The organism is Sphingomonas aurantiaca (genome assembly GCF_003050705.1).
In the GTDB taxonomy this organism is placed as follows: domain Bacteria; phylum Pseudomonadota; class Alphaproteobacteria; order Sphingomonadales; family Sphingomonadaceae; genus Sphingomonas; species Sphingomonas aurantiaca.
Map to the genome: position 1 here is coordinate 41534 of NZ_QAOG01000005.1, position 19968 is coordinate 61501.

The window sequence follows — 19968 nt, forward strand, 5'->3', positions numbered from 1 at the left end:
CCCCTTCGCAGCGCGCGACTTTCTGCCACGCCAGCACCGCTGCCTATGACGCGTCCGCCGGTCCTCTGCCAGCGTACCCGCCGCCGCCTCTTGAATTCGTTACGGTCCCCGTCCAACTCTCGCCCATAGAATTCCAGCGAAAGTCAGTCCGCATCATGACCACAGACACCGCATCGATCGAGCCCGAGACCCCGCAGACCACCGATACGCCCACCGCGACGCACGCGTTCGAGGCGGATGTCGCGCGGCTGCTGCACATGATGGTGCACTCGGTCTATTCGGATAAGACCGTCTTCCTGCGCGAACTGATCTCGAACGCCGCCGATGCTTGCGAAAAGCTCCGGTACGAGGCGCTGAGTGCCCCCGACCTGCTCGGTGACGAAGCGCGCACGCAGATCGCGATCACGCTCGATCCCGACGCGCGCACGCTGACGATCGAGGACAACGGCATCGGCATGACCGCCGACGACATGGGCGAGGCGCTCGGCACGATCGCCCGGTCCGGTACCAAGGCGTTCATGGACCGCATCGCCGCCTCCAGCGGCAGCGAAGGCGCGCAGTTGATCGGCCAGTTCGGCGTCGGCTTCTATTCGGCGTTCATGGTTGCCGCGAAGGTCGACGTCGTCTCGCGTCGCGCAGGCGCCGACACCGCATCGGTCTGGTCTTCGGACGGTCTGGGCACCTACACGATCGCGCCCGTCGACATCGCGCAGGCCCCCGCACGCGGCACCCGCGTCGTGCTCCATCTGCTCGAAGACGCGACGTCGTTCACCGATCGCTACACCGTCGAGCGGCTGATCAAGGACCAGTCGGGCCATGTCCCCGTCCCCATCACGCTGCGCGAAAAGCCCGATGCCGAGCCGGTCGACATCGCCGACGGCGCAGCACTCTGGACCAAGCCCAAGTCGGACATCACCCCCGAAGACTATGCCGATTTCTATCGCAGCGTCTCGGGCCAATTCGACGAGCCCGCGCTGACGCTCCACTACCGGGCGGAGGGGCTCCACGAATATTCGGTGCTCGCCTTCGTCCCCGGTGCCAAGCCGTTCGACCTGTTCGATCCCGATCGCAACGGCCGGATGAAGCTGTACGTGAAGCGCGTCTTCATCACCGACGATGCCGAGGTCCTGCCGCGCTACCTCCGCTTCATGCGCGGGCTGGTGGATTCGTCCGACCTGCCGCTCAACGTGTCGCGCGAGATGATCCAGGAGAGCCCGATGCTCGCCGCGATCCGCAAGGGCGTCACCGGCCGCGTGCTCGCCGAACTCGACAAGCTCGCGACGCGCGATCCCGAGGCATACGCCAGGATCTGGGAGAATTTCGGCGCGGTGCTGAAGGAGGGGTTGTACGAGGATTTCGAACGCCGCGAAGCGCTGCTCAAGCTCGCGCGGTTCAAGACCACCACGTCCGGCGGCGCCTGGCGCTCGGTGGCCGACTATGTCGCGGCGATGAAGGACAACCAGACCGCGATCTATTACGCGGTCGGCACCGATCTCGATCGCCTCGAAGCCTCGCCGCAACTCGAAGGGTTCCGCGCGCGCGGGATTGAAGTGCTGCTGCTGCCGGACTCGGTCGACGGGTTCTGGGTCTCGGCGGGCATCGATTCCGACGGCAAGCCGTTCAAATCGGTCACGCAGGGCGCTGCCGATCTCGGCCTCATCCCGCTGCTCGACGGCGCCGAGCAGCCGACCGCCGAGACCACGCCCGACGTCGCGGCGTTCATCGCGTTCGTGAAGACGACGCTCGCCGATGCCGTGTCGGAGGTTCGCGCCTCCGAGCGCCTGACCGACAGCGCGGTCTGCCTCGTCGCCGCCGACAGCGGCATGGACCGCCAGCTCGAACGGATCCTCGCGGCGAGCGGCCAGGCGATGCCCGCCGCCAAGCCGGTGCTCGAGATCAACCCGCGCTCGGAGCTGATCGCCCGGCTCGCCGCGCTCGGCGAGGACGAGACGGCACTGCGCGAGGACGCCGCGCATCTGCTGTTCGACGAGGCGCAGATCGCGGATGGCGAGCGCCCGCTCGACCCCCGCGCCTTCTCCGCCCGCCTCGCGCGGCTGTTCACGCGCGCGCTGGGCTAAGTCGCACCGCGTGACCCCGCCCGCGCTGGGCGGGGTCACGCGGCACGCTACATCCGCACGACCCGCGTGCCAATCCGCTCGGCTTCGTCCGGATCATGCGTCACCATCAGGATCGGTAGTCCGAGCACGTCGCGGACATGCTCGATCGCCTGCATGATCTCGTCGCGCCGCGCACGGTCGAGCGACGACAACGGTTCGTCGAGCAACAGGAAACGCGGCTTGCTGAGCAACGCGCGCCCGATCGCGACGCGCTGCGCTTCGCCGCCCGACAGCGTACGTGGCCAGCGATCGAGCAGATGGCCGATGCCGAGAAAGCCGATACTATCCTCGAACCGATCAGCCTCGCCACGGACGCCATACAATAGGTTGGCACGGACTCGCATGTGCGGAAAAAGCCGCGCTTCCTGAAAGACATAGCCGGCACGTCGTCGTTCGGGTGGCAAGTCGATGCCATTGCCGAACAGCGTCTCGCCGTCGATCGCGATGCGTCCGCGATCGGGGCGAAGCAGGCCCGCGACCATGTTCAGGATGCTCGACTTGCCGACCCCGGAGGGACCGAACAGCACCGTTGCACCCTGCCCCGCGTCGAGCGTCAGCGATATCCGCGTATCGCCGAGCCGCTTCTCGATATCGATCTCAAAGGACATGCAGCCCCCTCCCCGCGCGCCGCGTCAGGAGTTCGGATGCGATGAGAGCGACCAGCGACAAGGCCACGGAAACGCACGATAAGCGCCATACGAGGGCGTCCGCCCCGGGCTGTTGCAGCGCGGAGTAGATCGCCAGCGGGAGAGTCTGCGTCTCGCCGGGGACGTTGGAGACGAAGGTGATCGTCGCACCGAATTCCCCGATCGACCGCGCAAAGCCCAGCACGGCCCCTGCCAGCACGCCCGGAATACTGAGCGGCAGCGTCAGCGTCCAGAACACGCGCCACCGCCCTGCGCCCAGCGTCCGCGCCGCATTCTCGAGTCGCAGGTCGACCGCTTCGATCGAGATCCGCATCGCGCGCACCATCAGCGGCAGAGCCATCACCCCCGCCGCGATCGCCGCCCCGGTCCAGCGGAACAGCACGGTCACCCCGAACCAGCCCTGCAACCAGCCGCCGATCGGGCCATTGGGGCCGAAGGCGAGCAACAACATCCAGCCGGTCACGACCGGCGGCACCACCAACGGCAGATGGATCGCCGCATCGAGGATCACCTTGCCCGGGAAGCGGACACGCGCGAGCAGCCAAGCCAACGCGAATGCGACCGGCAGCGTCACCAGCATCGCCACGCCGCCGACCTTCAGCGACAGTGCGACGATGCCCCATTCGGTCGCATCGAGCATCTAGCGCGCGGAGAAGCCATAGCGCACGAAGATCGCCTTGCCCGCGCGCGAGACGAGGAAGCGGCGAAACGCCTCCGCCTCGGGATTGGTCGACGCGCTGAGCCGCGCGATCGGATAGGTGATCGCCGGGTGCGTGCGCTCGGGAAAAACGCCTGCTATCCGTACCTTGGCAGACGCCTTTGCGTCGGTCGCATAAACGATCCCGAGCGGCGCCGCGCCGCGTTCGACCAGCGCGAGCGTCGCGCGGACATTCTCGGCGCGGACCACCTTCGGTGCCACCTGCGCCCATACCCCCAGCGCCTCGAGCGACGCCTGCCCGTATTTCCCCGCCGGCACCGCGGTATCCGCCATTGCGAGCGGCCCCGCGGTCAGGACGCGGACAAGCGCGGCAGGCGGACGCACCGGGATGCGCACGCTGCTACCCGCCGCCTCCGCGACGACCAGGCGGTTGCCAAGGAACGTGACCCGCGTCCTGGCGACGATCAGGTTCTTCCTGGCGAGCGCGTTCATCCAGTCTTCGTCGGCGGAGACGAACAGATCGGCAGGTGCGCCAGCCTCGACCTGTCGCGCGAGCGCGGACGACGCCGCGAACGAGATCGTCGGCTTGACGTGGCCCTGCTTGGCCCACGCATCGGCCGCTGCGGTCAACGATTCCTGCAACGATGCGGCGGCGAGCACCAAGGGCGGGCGAGCCTGTGCGTATGCGCTCGGCGCCGCGAAACACCCCACGATCCCCAGCGCCGACGTCAGATACCGCATGCCGCTTGTCCCTCGAACCTTGCGCATACCGATATATAGCGCGGGACCATAACGCCAGTCGGTGCGATATGTTGCGCGCTCAGTTCGCGGTCACGCGTCCCGTCCGCGCCAGCTTGCCCCAGCCGACCAGCGGCCCACGCAATGCCTGCGCGATCGCCTTGAGGACGACGTAATACATCACCTGGCGATAGCCGATCCGTTGCGGGATCAGCAGCCACAGCAACCGCCAGCGCTCCTTGCGCTCCAAGGCAAATGCAATCGTCGCGGCGAGCAGGTCGATCGCGGTGAAGATCAGCCAGTAAGCCAGCATCGTATAGACGTCGTGGCTCGTCTGCTCCCAGCCATGCGCCTGCACCGCGAGATAGGTCGAGGCGAAGCTCACGAGCAGCGCGAGATCGATGATCGGTGAAATCGAAGCAAGGATGATCTGGAACACGATCGCCTGCGGCAGCCCAACCCAGCCAAGCCCGCGCGGTTGCGAACGGCCGATCGCCGAGCGGTGCTTGTACAGGCATTGCAGCGTCCCGAACGCCCAGCGGAAGCGCTGCTTCGCCAGCGCGCGCATCGTCTCGGGCGCCTCGGTCCAGGCGATCGCAAACTGGTCGTATTGCACCGTCCAGCCATGCCGCTGGATCGCGATCGTCAGATCCTGGTCCTCGGCGAGCGTATCGTCGGGATAGCCCCCGACGCTGCGGATCGCCTCGAGCCGCCACGCGCCGACCGCGCCTGGAACAACCGTCATCGCATTGAGACGGGCCAGCGCGCGGCGTTCGAGATTCTGCGCGGTGATATATTCGAGCGCCTGCCATTTGGTGATCAGGTTGACGCGATTGCCGACCTTCGCGTTGCCCGCGACCGCGCCGAGCTTGGGATCGACGAACCACCGCGCCAGACGCGCGATCGTCATCGGTTCGAACTGCGTGTCGGCGTCGAGCGCGATCACGATCTCGCCGCGCGCGAGTTCGAGTCCGCGATTGAGCGCGCGCGCCTTGCCCCCGTTCTCGAGCGTCAGCAGGCGGACCCGGTCGTCGCCCGCGAACGCGTCGGATACCACGCGGCTGGTGCCGTCGCTCGATCCGTCGTCGATCACGATCACCTCGATCGCGACATCGGTCGATGCGAGCACGCCCTGCACCGCGCGGACGATCACGCGCTCCTCGTTGAATGCGGGGATCATCACCGTGACAAACCGCGACGGATCGATCGCCGGGAACACCGTCTTCAACTCGCGCCGCGCCTGGATCAGCGCCAGCGCGGAGAGCGCCAGCGCGCGGATGATGCCGATCGTGATCGCGATCCCGAAGATCCAGCGCAGCGCGACGACGATACCGCCAAGCGTGCTGAACAGCGCGAGATCGGCGACCGCTGCGACGCGGTCGCTCGACGAGATCACCGGCATCGACTGGTTGCGCGACAGCCCGGCGAGCGTCGAGACGGGGACGAAGCTATAGCCCATCGCGCGCAGCCGCTCGATGATCACCGGCAGCGCGGCGACGGTCTCGGCGCGATTGCCGCCGGCGTCATGGAGCAGGATGACGTTGCCGCTACGCTCTGGGTTGCCCGCCTCGACGCCGGCGATCGTCCGGTCGATGATCGCCTGCACGCCCGGCCGCTTCCAGTCGTCGGGATCGACGTGGAGGCCGACCGAGATATAGCCGCGCTGCTGCGCTTCGAGCGCGGGCAGGATCTCGTCCGCGGTGCTCGGCTCGGCATCGCCGAAATAGGGCGCGCGGAACAGCCGCAGCGAGCGGCCGGTGAACGCCTGGAACAGCCGCTGCGTCGCGTTGAGCTCGTACTTCACCTGCCGCGTCGAGACGTTGGCGAGGTTGGGGTGCGTATAGGTGTGGCTGCCGATCTCGTGTCCCTCGGCGACCATCCGTTCGAGCAGCGGCCGCTCGGTCAGCGCATTCTCGCCGATCACGAAGAAGGTGGCCGGCGCATGCTCGCGCTTGAGCACGTCGAGGATCTGCGGCGTCCATTCCGGATCGGGGCCGTCGTCGAACGTCAGCGCAAGCTGTTTGGGGCGATAGCCGGTCCGCACCACGACATAGGGCGACGGCATCCGCGTGAAGTTGACGTCGGCGATCGTACCGTCCTTGGCGGGGACCGCATCGCGGATGCCGGTGACAGGTTCGGCGGCGATCTTCAGGATCTCGCCGCTGCCCTCGATATCGACATTGGTACCCGCGGGCATCGCGTCGATCGCATCGGGAACGGGCAGTTTGCGGTGATCGCGGCCCCAGATCGACCAGAGCCCGGGATCCTCCGAGCCGAGCCGCCACAAGGCGACGCTGCCGAGGCCGGCCTTTTGCAGGAACGCGATCTGGTTGTACGCGGACGCCGCGTCGAGCAGCCAGACCTGATGCTGCACGCCGCCTTCGGAATAGGCGAAGCTGCTGTTGCCGCTGGCCTTGTCGAAGGTCGGCATCGTGCCCGAATCGGCGGCGTTCTGCCACGCTTCCTCGACATCGAGCGCGTCGCCATTGCCCGCATCGGCGCCGGCATGCCAGTCATAGGCGTAGGAGCCGATCGCGACGACCAGCTTCGACGGCGGGATCCCGCGCGCGGCATCGGCGACCATCCGCGCGAACCAGCGCTGCGACGCGATCGGACCGGGGGCGCCGCTCGTCTCGTGCTCGTCATACGCCATCAGGAAGATCTTGTCGGTGACCTTGGCGTAGGCCGGCAGGCTCCAGTCCGGATTGGCGACCGGCGCCGCGATCGCCACCACCCAGCCGCGCGGCGCGAACCGCGCCCGCGTCTCCGCCAGGAACGCCCGGTAGTTGGGCTGCGCGCTGACCGGCAGGTCCTCGAAATCGTAGAACACGCCGCCGGCATGATTCGCGCTAAGGAACGGGACGAGCTTGTCGAGGAACGCCGACCGCGCCTTCGGGTCGGCGAACAGCGCCGCGCTGCCCGCGCCGTCCCAGTTTCCATCGACCGCATTCTGCACCATCGGCAAGATCATCGGGCGGTGGACCGCCTTGTTGAGGATGTCGCGTCCCGCTTGGTCGCGGAACACGGTGATCCGGTGATCCTTGCCGGTGATCGAGACCCATCCAGGGATCAGCCAGTCGAGCTGCTCGACATGCCGCGCGAGACTGGCGGTGCTCGCCTCGTCCCATGGCGCGTGGAAGGCGATCGCGAGTTGGGGGTTGGCGCCGTTGCCGACGCCGGGCTTGGCTGCGCTCGTCCCGAACAGCTGCTTGGCGTAATAGTTCAGGTCGCGCCGCGTCTCACGCAGGATGCCGCCACGCGGTGCCGGCAGCTTGTGGAGCGCGGGGTGTTCCGGCTCGATCGGCAACAGCGGCGCGGTCGGCACCGCGCCGATCGAAACCGCGAACACGGCGATCGACAGCAGAAGCAGCGCGACGAACGCGGCAACGCCAAAGGTGAACCGCCGGCGCCGACGGCCGCTAGCATCGTAGAAGACAGGATTGAGCGACATCGGGGGAGTATCAACCGGCGGAAGGAAAACGGCAAATCGCCATTTCAGATCGCTACGACACGGTTACAGGCCGCGCTCCTGAAAAATGCGTCACGCGGATGTTAAGCACGCTTCCCCCTCCCGCGGTCGGGAGGGGGAAGCGCCGGTCGATCAGTCGATCAGCGGAACTTGCCGCTCAGCGACACGCCGATGATCCGCGGCTCGTTGAACACCGCGGCCATATAGTTCTCGATTACGCCCTTGAGGTTCTTCTCGTTCGTGATGTTGCGCGCGAACACCGACAGCTCATACGCATCGTCGGGCGCGGCATAGCCGATCTTGAGGCCGCCCTCGAAGTTGCCGTTCGCGGTGAACTCCTTGGTCTTGTACAGCACGAACTGCGTGTAGCCCTGGATGTTGAAGTCGCCCGCGATGAACGCGCGGCCGCCATTGCCCAGCGGCTGGTCGTAGCGTGCGGTCAGGTCGACGTTGTACTCTGGTGCGTTCGGCAACGGCTCGCCGTTGATCTTCACCAGATAGGTCGTCCCGAACGCGCCCGGGACCGGACGAACCGCCGCCGAGGGGGTGCACACCACGGCGTTGTTGAGCGCGCAGATCTGCACCTCGGTCGTCTTGTCACGGATCTCGCTATGCAACAGGCTGAGCCCTGCGCCGAGCGTCAGGTTGGGCACCGGCTTCCAGTTGGCCTCGGCTTCCATGCCGTACGCGTCGGCCTTGTTGCCGTTGAACAGGATCCCGTTGCCGTTGACGTCGTTGCCGTTGAGCTGGATGTCGTTGACGCGATAGGCGAACACCGTCGCGTTCAGCGTCAGCGTGTTGTCGAACAGCCGGCTCTTCACGCCCGCCTCGCCCGACAGGATCGTCTCGGACTTCGCGGTCGAGAAGTCGGAGTTGAACACCGCCGAACGCCCCTGGATCGTCGGTCCGCGGAAGCCCTGCGCAATGCGCGTGTACACGCTGACGTCCGGGCTCGCCTGATACAGGAGGCTCGCATCCCAGCTCGGCTTGGTCGCCTTGAGCGTCACGTCGCGACGGAAATTGGCCGGATACTGGCTGACACCCGCGACATTCTGCACCGTCTTCAGCAGCTGCGTGCGCTTCTTGTCCTCGGTGATGCGGCCGCCGAGCGTCAGCGTCAGCTTGTCGACCAGTTCATAGCTGACCTGACCGAAGCCCGACCACGACGTGTTGACGTCGTGCAGGCGCACCCAGTTGTTCGGGTTGCGCGCGGCGGTCGTCAGGAAGAACGTGCGCTGATAGAAGTCGGTAATGTCGCGGTTGTCGAAATACAGGCCGCCGACCTGCCAGTTGAAGCGCCCGCCGGGCGTGCCCGCGACCCGCACTTCTTGCGACCACTGGTCGAGATCGCGGATCTGGCCCTGCGACTGGCCAAAGCCGTTGGCGACCCCGCGCACGGGGAAGTTCGCACCCGCCCCACCATCGGTATCGCCGCGGCTGAAGCCCGACGTCGTCTCATAGGCGGTGATCGAGGTCAGCGCGGCCGGACCGAAGTCGTAGGTCGCACGGACCGAGCCGCCATAGGTGGTGTAGCTCTGCGGGTTGTCGTTGCCTTCGTCGAGCGACACGGTGTTGCGCGGCTCGGCCGAGACGTCGTTCGAGCCCTTCTTGAGCGCGCCGCGGTGGAACAGCGTCGAGGTGCCGTCATACCAGCGCGCATGGCCCGACAGGTCGAGCGAGAACGCGTTGCCCGGCGTCAGCGCGAGCTGGAGGCGGACGTTGCGATCGTCGAAGCCGCCCATCGCGTTCTTGCGCGGCGTGGCCGTGCTGTCCTGGCTGGTGCCCGCAAACGCGTTGTCGACATAGTTCTCGCGGTGCTGGATCAGCGTCGACAGGCGGATCGCCAAAAGGTCCTTGATCAGCGGGCCACCGACACCGGCGTCCAGGCTGACGCTGTTGTACGATCCGACCGAGGCCGAGGCGCGGCTCTCGAAGTCGTTGGTCGGCTTGTTCGTATCGAACTTGATGATGCCGGCGGTGGTGTTGCGCCCGAACAGCGACCCCTGCGGCCCGCGCAGCACTTCGACCTGGCGGACGTCGAACACCGGGTTCGACTTCAGCACGACATGCTCGAGGATCACGTCGTCCTGGATGATCGTGACCGGCTGCGACGCGCCGAGGTAGAAATCGATGTTGCCCAGACCGCGGATGTAGAAGCGCGGGAAGATGCGGCCGGTCGTCGATTCGACGTACAGCCCGGGGACGCGGCCCGACAGCGCAAGCAATGTGTCGTCACCGCCGGCGGTGTAGGCGCGCAGCGCATCGCCCGATGCGACGCCGACCGACAGCGGCACCTTCTGGAGGTTCTCGGAACGACGCTCGGCGGTCACGACGATGTCCCCGAGGCCTTCCTCGGGCGCGGCCTGCGTAGCCTGATCCTGGACCGGCGCAGCCTGCGCGAACGCGGCCGTGCCACCCACAACCGAACCAAACGCGACGCCGAGCATCAGCGCCGACTTAACGACCGAAATCTTCAAGATGATATTCCCCAATCGTGCGGCGCCGTCCCTGACGACCGGCCGCACATCCCAAAATACAACGTCGCGGCTTGCCCTCGCCCGCCCTCCCCGGACGGTGCGACGACGCCTCGCGACGCTCACTCCCCGGGCCGGCGGTTAGGCGGGGATTGTGTTGGTATGATGACAGGCGGTGACGAAGATTACGGGTCGTTGCGGGTTTGCAACGGCATGCGATATTTCTGCTGCTGAGGAAAAACGAAACCCTGCTCCGTCATGCCAGCGAAAGCTGGCATCTCCGCGACTGAGCCGCATCCGCACCTTGCGGATACCCCAGCGTTCGCTGGGGTGACGGCGGTAGGCGGCGAGCGTGATCCGCGGATAACGCGGCTCAATAGTGTCGGTTGGAACGGCCCAAGGGCGCAAAGACCAAGCTCATCGCGGCAACGGCGTCTTCGTGAGCGATCGACGGACGAGGATCCGCCAACGAGTGCGCGACTTTTCTCGTAGCCAGCTATCATAGGCTTCCGCTGGAATCGGGAATTTGGACCCGAAGGGTTTGGACGAGTCTTGCGCCATCACGCGAACTTACGCGCGTCGCGGTAGAATGCAACGAAGCGGCGCCGCGGCAAAGCCGCGTCGTCGGACGACACGACCGAGTACAAGCTCGGCGGGTCGCCGCCCGGCTAGACGCTTATCCTCGTCCAAGCACAGCTTGGCCTCAGGCGTCGTCGCCCATCCGCAGCGCGGCGATGAACGCTTCCTGCGGGATGCTGACCGAGCCGTACTCGCGCATCTTCAGCTTCCCCTTCTTCTGCTTTTCGAGGAGCTTCTTCTTGCGGCTCGCGTCACCGCCATAGCATTTGGCGGTCACGTCCTTGCGCATCGCGCTGATCGTCTCGCGCGCGATCACCTTGCCACCGATCGCCGCCTGGATCGGGATCTTGAACAGATGCCGCGGGATCAGGTCCTTGAGCCGTTCGACCATGCCGCGACCACGCACTTCGGCGGTACCGCGGTGGACGATCATGCTCAGCGCGTCGACCGGCTCCTCGTTGACCAGGATGCCCATCTTGACGAGGTCACCCTCGCGATAGCCAATCTGGTGATAATCGAAGCTGGCATAGCCCTTCGACATCGACTTCAGCCGATCGTAGAAATCGAACACGACTTCGTTGAGCGGCAGCTCGTAGGTCGCCTGCGCGCGGCCGCCGACATAGGTCAGGTTCTTCTGGATGCCGCGGCGATCCTGGCAGAGCTTCAAGACGCTGCCGAGATATTCGTCGGGGACGTAGATCGTCGCCTCGATCCACGGCTCGCTGATCGTCGCGATCTTGTTCGGCTCGGGCATGTCGGCGGGGTTGTGCAACTCGATATGCGTCGTGCCCGCGGGATCGGGGTGGGTCAGCTCGATCTCGTACACCACCGACGGCGCGGTCGTGATCAAGTCGAGGTCATATTCGCGCGTGAGGCGCTCCTGGATAATCTCCAGATGCAGCAGTCCCAAGAACCCGCAACGGAAACCGAAGCCCAGCGCCGCCGACGTCTCCATCTCGAACGAGAAGCTCGCATCGTTCAGCCGCAGCTTGGAGATCGACTCGCGAAGCTTCTCGAATTCCGCGGCATCGACCGGGAACATCCCGCAGAACACCACCGGCTGGACTTCCTTGAAGCCCGCCAACGCCTCGAGCGCAGGCCGCTTCGCATCGGTGATCGTGTCGCCGACGCGTGTTTGCGCGACCTCTTTGATCTGCGCGGTGATGAAGCCCATCTCGCCCGTGCCGAGCTCGGTCAGCTGCTCGATCTTGGGGCGGAAACACCCGACCCGGTCGACCAGATGCATCGTGCCGGTCTGCATGAACTTGATCTGCTGGCCCTTTTTCAGGACGCCGTCGATCACGCGGACGAGGATGACGACGCCGAGATACGGATCGTACCAGCTGTCGACGAGCATCGCCTTCAGCGGTGCCTCGGGATCGCCCTTGGGCGGCGGGATCTTCGTGACGATCGCCTCGAGGATGTCCTCGATGCCGATCCCCGACTTTGCCGACGCGAGCACCGCGCCCGACGCGTCGATGCCGATCACGTCCTCGATTTCCTTGCGGACCTTTTCGGGTTCGGCGGCGGGAAGATCGATCTTGTTGATGACGGGGACGATCTCGTGATCATGCTCGATCGACTGATAGACGTTGGCGAGCGTCTGCGCCTCGACGCCCTGCGCCGCGTCGACCACGAGCAGCGCGCCCTCGCACGCGGCGAGGCTGCGGCTCACTTCATAAGCGAAGTCGACATGGCCCGGCGTGTCCATCAGGTTGAGGACGTAATCGAGACCGTCCTTGGCCTTGTAGGCAAGGCGCACGGTCTGCGCCTTGATCGTGATCCCGCGCTCTTTCTCGATGTCCATATTGTCGAGCACCTGCTCGGACATTTCGCGCGCGGTCAGGCCGCCGGTCTGCTGGATCAATCGGTCGGCGAGCGTCGACTTGCCATGGTCGATATGGGCGATGATGGAAAAATTGCGGATGCGGTCGAGCGGAGTCATGCCGCGCTCCTAGCAGCGACGTCGCGCGCGCGATAGATCATGGTGACAGTCCATAATTGTCTTGATCGCCACCCGCGTCGCGGCTAGGGGGCTCACCGGCAATGTTGTCGGGGCGTGGCGCAGTCTGGTAGCGCACTGGTCTCGGGGTCCAGGGGTCGTAGGTTCGAATCCTATCGCCCCGACCATTGCCGATTTTTCGGGGGGTTCCGAGCCCCCCGATCTTCCCCGAGCTTTAAGATCACGCGGCGCCTATCGTGGGCCCGATTGGGCGCATTCCCGGCCAAGGCCGTCGACGCGCCCGGCAAGTCTCAGGCAATTTTTTCCAGCGGCTGATCGCGGCGATCGGTGTGCGTGCGGAAGCGCGCTGCGGTGGCCTGCGTGTAGGGCTTCGTCATCACTGTCGATACGGTGATCGAATCAGCCGTCGCGTGCTCCGGCGTCAGCGTCAGAAGCGTGAACCCCTTGCCGTCCTGGTCGCAGAAGCGGACTTCGCCCGCATTGGCGTCGGCGATAAGCGTGCCGATACCGGGCAGCAGCGAGCCATAGGACGGGCTCGTGATCGCGGTGCAGCCGAATTCCGCGGCGACCAGCGTGCCGGATGCATCGTGCAGATCGTTCGCCCATGCCGCATGGCTGTCGCCCGACAGCACGATCGGGCGCGATTTGGCACGCTGGAACGCGGCGTACAGCCGCTCGCGGGCCGGCGGATAGCCATCCCAGCTGTCGAACCCGAACGGCAGCCCTGCGCGGTACGACGCGATGCTCGCGGTCAGCCGCTCGCGCCATATCGTCGGCAGCTTGGCCATCGTCTCGGCGAATTTCGCCGCGCCGAGCTGTCGCTCCATGTCGGGTCCCGCGACCTTCGCCATCACCACCTGGTTGCCGAGCACCTGCCACGGCCTGCCCGCCGCAACCGAGCTCGCCATCGTCTTCTCGACCCAGGCGAGCTGCGCGGGACCGAGCAGTTCGCGGTCGTTGCGCGCGCGTTCCGCCATCATCGGCGCATATTCGGCGGGCGTGATCTCCTCGCCCTTCGACACGACCTGATGGCTGCGCGCGAGCAGCCGCGTTTCGACCATCACCAGCGTGGCAAGATCGCCGAAATCGAAGCTGCGGTTGATCGCCGCCCAGGGCTGGCCGGGCTTGGGATCGCGGATCGGCATCCATTCGAAATAGGCCTGCATCGCGGCGGCCTTGCGCGCCTCCCAGTCGCCCTCGGTCTTGGGATCGTGGTTTTCGGCGCCGTGCATCCAGTCGTCATTGGCGACCTCGTGGTCGTCCCACACGCAGATGAACGCAGCGCGAGCATGCGCGGCCTGCATGTCGACGTCGCGCTTCACCTGCGCATGGCGCACCCGGTAGTCGGCGAGGCTGACGATCTCGTGGCGCGGCTCGACCAGGCGGCCGATCTTCTTGGCGATGTCCGCGCCATAGCCGTCGACGCCATATTCATAGATATAGTCGCCGAGGTGAAGCACCGCATCGAGCCGGTCGAGCTTGGCGATCGCATCATAGGCGTTGAACAGCCCGCCCGCGTAGAGCTGGCACGAGACCACTGCCATCACGACGTCGGCAACCTTGCCCCTTGGCAGCGTCCGGAACCGGCCGACCGGCGAGCGCGTCCCGTCCGCAGCGTCGAACCAGTAGCGATACTCGCGGCCCGGCTGCAGCCCGGTCGCCTCGACTTTTGCCGTGAAGTCGCGTGCGGCACGCGCCTTGACGCTGCCCGATCGAACCGGCTTGCCGCCTTCGGTCTCGGCGACGTGCCACGTCAACGCGATGTCGCTGGACTGCGCGAGGTCGGCGGGCGTCGCTCGCGTCCACAGGATCGCCCCGTCGACCGAGGGATCGCCACTCGCTACGCCGTGGTCGAACCGGCTCCTGACCGCGTCCGCCGCCTGAGTCGCGACGGCGGGCAGCGCGAGCGTGGCACCCGATCCGGCCAGCTTCAGGGCATTCTTCAAGGCGTCGCGGCGGTTGATCGTCATCGGCTGAGGCTTTCTTGAGCGGTGTGAGCGCCTGCTAGCCGCGATCGAAGACAGCGCGGTGGCAGCGATGTGACAGCGTCGTTACGCAAGCGTCATCTTCCTTTCATTATTACGCCATCGAAACGTCACGTCGGCCGCCTAGTGGCTCCCCAACGACACGGGGGGACTTCATGACACACATCTTCACGCGGCTGGCGCTGACGGCGCTCGCCACGACCTGCTCGACGGCGGCACTCGCGCAGGCCACCACGCAGGCCGAGCAGCAAGCCGGCACCGCGAGCGACGACATCATCGTCACCGCACAGAAGCGCGAACAGCGGATCGCCGACGTTCCCGTCACCGTCACCGCACTGACCGGCGCACGGATGGCCGCGATCGGCGTCTCCGAACTCGACGAGGTCGCCGCGTTCATCCCCGGCCTGCAGGTGCAGGAGCAGAGCGCAAACAATCCCGGCTTCGTGATCCGCGGCATCACCTCGGACAACGGCTCGTCGCAGCAGGGCGCGCGCGTCACCCTCTACTATAACGGCATCGACATCAGCCGGTCGCGCGGCGCGTGGCAGGATCTGTACGACCTCGAGCGGATCGAAGTCGTGAAGGGCCCGCAGGCGACGCTGTTCGGCACCGCCGCCGCGGTCGGCGCGGTCAGCTTCATCTCGAACAAGCCGCAGCCGGGATTTTCGGGCGCGCTCGATGCCTCTTATGGCAATTTCGACCGGACGCAGGTGTCGGGCTTCCTCAACGCGGGCAACGACATCCTCTCCGGGCGGCTCGCCTTCGCGTACAAATATCGCAAGGGTTATGTCCGCAACATCGCGGGCGACGCGAACGTCCCGAACCAGAATCAGGGCGGCGTCGACCAGGACGATCTGAACGGGCAGGACCAGCGTGGCGTCCGCGGTTCGCTGCGCTTCACGCCCAGTGACAGCATCACCGCCGATCTCGTCCTCACCTATGACGGCCAGCGCAACCCCGGCACCGCGTTCAAGAGCCGTGCGCATGCCCCGACGGGCGGCCAGACCGGCGACTATGGCTATGCCGAGCTTTCGGGCTCGCCGTACAGCGAAGCGGCGCTCGGCGCGCGCAAGCTCGGGCTCGACCGCAATGTCTATGACGCGAACCTGACGATTACCGCTGACCTGTCGCCGGGCATAACCTTCACCACGGTCAACGGCTATCGTCGGTTCGATGCGCTCGAGATCTTCGATGCGGATGGCGGCCCCGCAGCGTATCTCGAGTTCGCCGAAGACGCCAAGGGCGACCAGTGGAGCCATGAAAGCCGCTTCGCCTTCGAAGGCCCGAAATACCGCGCCTCGGTCGGCTGGAACGCGTTCTTCGAGAACGGTTTCCAGCGCGTACCGTTCGCGACCGAGGAAGGCACGTATCTCGCCTGCTCGGTGTCGGCTTCGTTCGCGCCGATTCGCTCCGCGCTTAACGCCGCCGGAATTCCGACCGGAACGGGCTGCGTCGCGGCCGACGGCACGATCCCGGCGACCCGCGCGACATCGGTACTGACCGGCGGTCGCGCAACCGCGATCCCCTATTCGTCGGTGTTCACCAACTTCGGCAACAACGACACCTATTCGGTGTTCGCCGACGCGACCTACATCCCGGTCCCTGCACTCGAACTGACCGCGGGCGCGCGCATCCTGATCGAGGATCGCCAGTCGGGCTATTCCTCGGTCCAGCCAAACTCGGTGATCCTCGCGTCGCTCGGCATCCAGTCGAGCCTACTCGGCACCGCGAACACCAACGGCAACAAGTTCGTCGCGGAGAAGAGCTTCATGGCGATCCTCCCACGCTTCAACGCGCTGCTGAAGCTCAACGACGATCTCAATCTGTACGGGACGATCAGCAAGGGACGCCGCTCGCCTGTGGTCCAGCTTGCCGCCCAGCGCACCGCGTTCGGCGTCGGCCCCAATCTCCAGGTCGTTCCGCAAGAGAATGTCTGGAACTACGAAGGTGGGATCAAGGGTCGCGTCGGGCCGTTCAGCGGCGCGGCATCGGTGTTCTACCAGACCTATGACGGTTTCCAGGTGTCGGTAACGAACAACGGGGTCACGACGACGCAGAGCGCAGGGTCGGCCAAGAACCTTGGCGTCGAGCTTGAAGGCAATCTCAAGCTTGCCTCGTACCTCTCCGTATTCGCGACGTTCGCCTATATCGATGGCGGCATCGGCGACGAGGCGGAGAACGGCGTGTTCGCGGGCAATCGCTTCCGCTTGCAGCCGGATACCACGGCATCGGGCGGCGCGACGCTGCGCGTGCCGGTGGGCGGTGCGACGGTCTACGCCACGCCTACCATCACGTATAAGTCGAAAGTGTTCTTCGAACTGCCGAACAACCCCGCGATCAGCACGCCGGGCTACACGCTCGTCAATCTGCGCGCCGGGCTCGAATTTGCAGCGGGCAAGTACAGCGTTGGTGGCTTCGTCCGCAACGCGACCAACAAGCGCTACCTGATCGACGCGGGCAACACCGGCGGCGGCTTCGGCATCCCGACCTACATCGCCGGCGAGCCGCGCTTCTACGGCGTCGAGCTGGGCGCGAAATTCTGACTTCCACGCAGTCGTTACATACCGCGCAACCATCCCCGGGGGGACCAAGCATGACGTTCGAGACCATCTATACCGACGGCGATATCGACACCAATCCGACCAGCAACCCGCATCTGAACGACCTGATCGACGTCCGCTACTCGCGGCGCCAGACGCTGATGGGCGGCATGTCGGCCACCGCCGCGGCGGTGTTCGGCGGGATGCTGCTCACCGGGTGCGACGACGACAATGACGGCGGCTCGGATCCCGTGACCGCAACCGCGACCGCGGGCGGCAGCTCGTCCGCCGGTCGCGTCGCGACGCTGACCGGTGCGGCGATCGGCCAGGTCGACAGCGTGAACTGGACCCAGACCGCTGGACCGACGGTGACTCTCGCCGGTGCGAACACGTCGACGGCAACCTTCATCGTCCCGGGCGCGGCGGCCGGCACCGTGCTGAGCTTCCTGTTTACGGCGGTATCGGCCGGCGGTTCGGTGACCGCGACCACCAGCGTTACGGTCGGCGCCGCGTCGCTCGGCTTCACGGCGGTTGCCAAGAGCCTCGCCGATGTCGTTGCAGTGCCTACCGGATATGCCGTCACCGTCCTGTACCGGCTTGGCGATCCGATCGGCAGCGGAGTCGGCGCCTATACCAATGATGGTACCGACACGACCTTTTCCAAGCGCGCCGGCGATCACCATGACGGCATGAGCTATTTCGGCCTGTCGGCATCGGGCACGCCCGACGCCAACGGCAACGCGCGCGGTCTGCTCGTCCTCAACCACGAGAACATCACGCAGGCCTATCTTCATCCGAACGGCGCCACCTCGACCGGCGGCGTGCGCCCCGAGGCCGAAGCGCTCAAGGAAATGGAATGCCACGGCGTGTCGGTCATCGAGGTCAACCGCTCCGCAAGCTGGGCCTATGCGCCGACCTCGTCGTTCAACCGCCGGATCACCCCGCTGACGCCAATGAGCTTCTCGGGCCCCGTCCGCGGTGCCGACAGCCTCAAGACGCGCTATTCGCCCGATGCGACCACGGGGCGCGGCACGATCAACAATTGTGCAAACGGCACAATGCCTTGGAACACGTATCTGACGAACGAAGAGAACTGGGTCGGCTATTTCAAGCGCGAAGTCGGCGATGCGGCGCGGCGCGCGGCAACCGGCGCGGTCGGCGTGAAGGCCAACACGTCGCTGACGCGCTACGGCAAGACGGAGAGCAACACCGGCGGCAATTATGGCTGGTCGACGGTCACGCCGGCGGACACCACCAGCACGCTCTATTCGCGCTGGAACATCACCGCTCAGACCGGTGCACCCGCCGATGGCACGGGCGATTTCCGCAACGAGATCTTCCAATATGGCTGGGTGGTCGAGATCGATCCGTTCGATGCCGCCTCGACGCCGCGCAAGCGGACCGCGCTGGGTCGCATGAACCATGAGGGGTGCCAGATCGGCCGGACGATCGCTGGCGTGAAGCCCGCCTTCTATATGGGCGACGATGCGCAGAACGAGTATATCTACAAGTTCGTGTCGGCGACGCCCTGGGCGACGGCGGATGCCACCGCGGCGAACCGTCTCGCGATCGGCGACAAGTATCTCGATACCGGAACGCTTTACGTGGCGAAGTTTGCAGCGGACGGTAGCGGCCAGTGGCTCCCGCTGGTGTTCGGTCAGGGCCCCCTCACCTCAGCCAATGCGGCCTATCCGTTCGCCAGCCAGGTCGACGTGTTGATCAACACGCGCCTTGCCGCGGATGCGCTGGGTGCGACGCGGATGGATCGGCCGGAGTGGACCGCGGTCAATCCTGCGACTGGCGAGATGTACTGCACGCTCACCAACAACTCGTCGCGCACCGTCGCGACCGCGGACGCGCCCAACCCGCGCGCCTATGTCGATCCCAAGACCACCGGCGGGCAGACCACCGGCAACGCCAACGGGCATATCATCCGCCTGCGCGAGACCGGCGACACGTCCGAGGCAACGACCTTCGCCTGGGACATCTACGCGTTCGGCGCAGGATCCGATCTGGATGCGGCCAACATCAACCTGTCGGGTCTCGATCCGACCAACGACTTCTCGTCGCCCGACGGTCTGTGGTTCGGCCTGCCGAGCAACGCCTCGGGGACGATCGCGCCGGTGATGTGGATCGAGACCGACGACGGCGCCTATACCGACGTCACCAACTGCATGCTGCTCGCCTCGGTGCCGGGAAGCGTCAACGACGGCGGGACGCGGACCGTGACCAACACGATCGGTGCGGCGACCGGCTCGGTGACGACGCGGATCGGTAAGACGCCGGGGGCGGCACTGCGCCGCTTCCTGGTCGGGCCGAAGGAGTGCGAGATCACCGGCATCCACACGACACCGGACGGGCGGTCGCTGTTCGTCAACATCCAGCATCCGGGCGAGAATGGCGGCCCGACCAATATCACCAGCAGCTGGCCGGCGAACCAGGCGGGCACGGTGACGACGCCCTCGCGTCCGCGGTCGGCGACGATCGTGATCACGAAGAACGATGGCGGCGTGGTGGGGCTTTAAGCCTCGCCCCAAATCCTCCCCCGCCAGGGGGAGGTGGCGCCGTAGGCGACGGAGGGGGGGACGCGGAACGACGGTCGTCGCTGACCGCCCCCTCCGTCTGGCAAGAGCCAGCAACCTCCCCCTAGCGGGGGAGGATTGACGCTCTCTCACCCTTCACCACCCCGGCGAAGGCCGGGGTCCAATTGGGGGACGTCGCCAACTGAGTGCAGCGCGGTGTTACTGCAACCTTTCCAACTGGGCCCCGGCCTCCGCCGGGGTGGTGCAACTCTCGGC

10 protein-coding genes and 1 tRNA gene are annotated in these 19968 nt (G+C 66.1%); 4 read left to right on the forward strand and 7 right to left on the reverse strand.

Annotated features, from left to right (window positions below):
- The first annotated feature begins 155 nt into the window (after positions 1-155).
- Positions 156-2078, forward strand: a complete 1923-nt coding sequence (gene htpG, locus C8J26_RS14425) for a molecular chaperone HtpG (RefSeq protein ID WP_107958988.1) — start codon at positions 156-158, stop codon at positions 2076-2078.
- A 47-nt stretch (positions 2079-2125) separates the two neighbouring features.
- Here the strand turns inward: htpG and C8J26_RS14430 are convergent, their stop codons facing one another.
- From C8J26_RS14430 to lepA, 6 genes are all read right to left on the reverse strand, one after another.
- Entirely contained in the window at positions 2126-2725 is a 600-nt protein-coding gene (locus tag C8J26_RS14430; RefSeq protein ID WP_107958989.1) for an ATP-binding cassette domain-containing protein, read from the reverse strand.
- Positions 2715-3404: a molybdate ABC transporter permease subunit gene (gene modB / locus C8J26_RS14435; RefSeq protein ID WP_107958990.1), complete on the reverse strand. Its 690-nt coding sequence runs from the start codon at positions 3402-3404 to the stop codon at positions 2715-2717. The genes C8J26_RS14430 and modB overlap by 11 nt, the downstream gene beginning before the upstream one ends.
- Positions 3405-4163, reverse strand: coding sequence for a molybdate ABC transporter substrate-binding protein (gene modA / locus C8J26_RS14440; protein ID WP_107958991.1), 759 nt, complete (start codon positions 4161-4163; stop codon positions 3405-3407).
- 79 nt (positions 4164-4242) lie between these two features.
- Positions 4243-7611: a polysaccharide deacetylase family protein gene (locus C8J26_RS14445; RefSeq protein WP_107958992.1), complete on the reverse strand. Its 3369-nt coding sequence runs from the start codon at positions 7609-7611 to the stop codon at positions 4243-4245.
- 158 nt (positions 7612-7769) lie between these two features.
- Complete coding sequence (locus C8J26_RS14450) at positions 7770-10076, reverse strand: TonB-dependent receptor (RefSeq protein ID WP_107959186.1); 2307 nt, start codon at positions 10074-10076, stop codon at positions 7770-7772.
- A 730-nt stretch (positions 10077-10806) separates the two neighbouring features.
- Positions 10807-12627, reverse strand: coding sequence for a translation elongation factor 4 (gene lepA, locus C8J26_RS14460; RefSeq protein ID WP_055877500.1), 1821 nt, complete (start codon positions 12625-12627; stop codon positions 10807-10809).
- A 108-nt stretch (positions 12628-12735) separates the two neighbouring features.
- Between lepA and C8J26_RS14465 the strand changes: the two genes are divergently transcribed.
- Positions 12736-12812 (forward strand) — tRNA-Pro (locus tag C8J26_RS14465).
- Positions 12813-12935: 123 nt separating this feature from the next.
- Here the strand turns inward: C8J26_RS14465 and C8J26_RS14470 are convergent.
- A complete protein-coding gene (locus C8J26_RS14470; protein ID WP_107958993.1) occupies positions 12936-14615 on the reverse strand; it encodes an alkaline phosphatase D family protein in 1680 nt (559 codons plus the stop codon).
- A gap of 170 nt (positions 14616-14785) precedes the next feature.
- Between C8J26_RS14470 and C8J26_RS14475 the strand changes: the two genes are divergently transcribed.
- Both C8J26_RS14475 and C8J26_RS14480 read left to right on the forward strand, forming a co-directional pair.
- Positions 14786-17173: a TonB-dependent receptor gene (locus C8J26_RS14475; protein ID WP_107958994.1), complete on the forward strand. Its 2388-nt coding sequence runs from the start codon at positions 14786-14788 to the stop codon at positions 17171-17173.
- Positions 17174-17223: 50 nt separating this feature from the next.
- The gene (locus C8J26_RS14480; RefSeq protein ID WP_107958995.1) at positions 17224-19695 is read left to right on the forward strand and encodes a PhoX family protein; all 2472 of its coding nucleotides are present in this window, start codon (positions 17224-17226) and stop codon (positions 19693-19695) included.
- Positions 19696-19968: the final 273 nt, after the last annotated feature.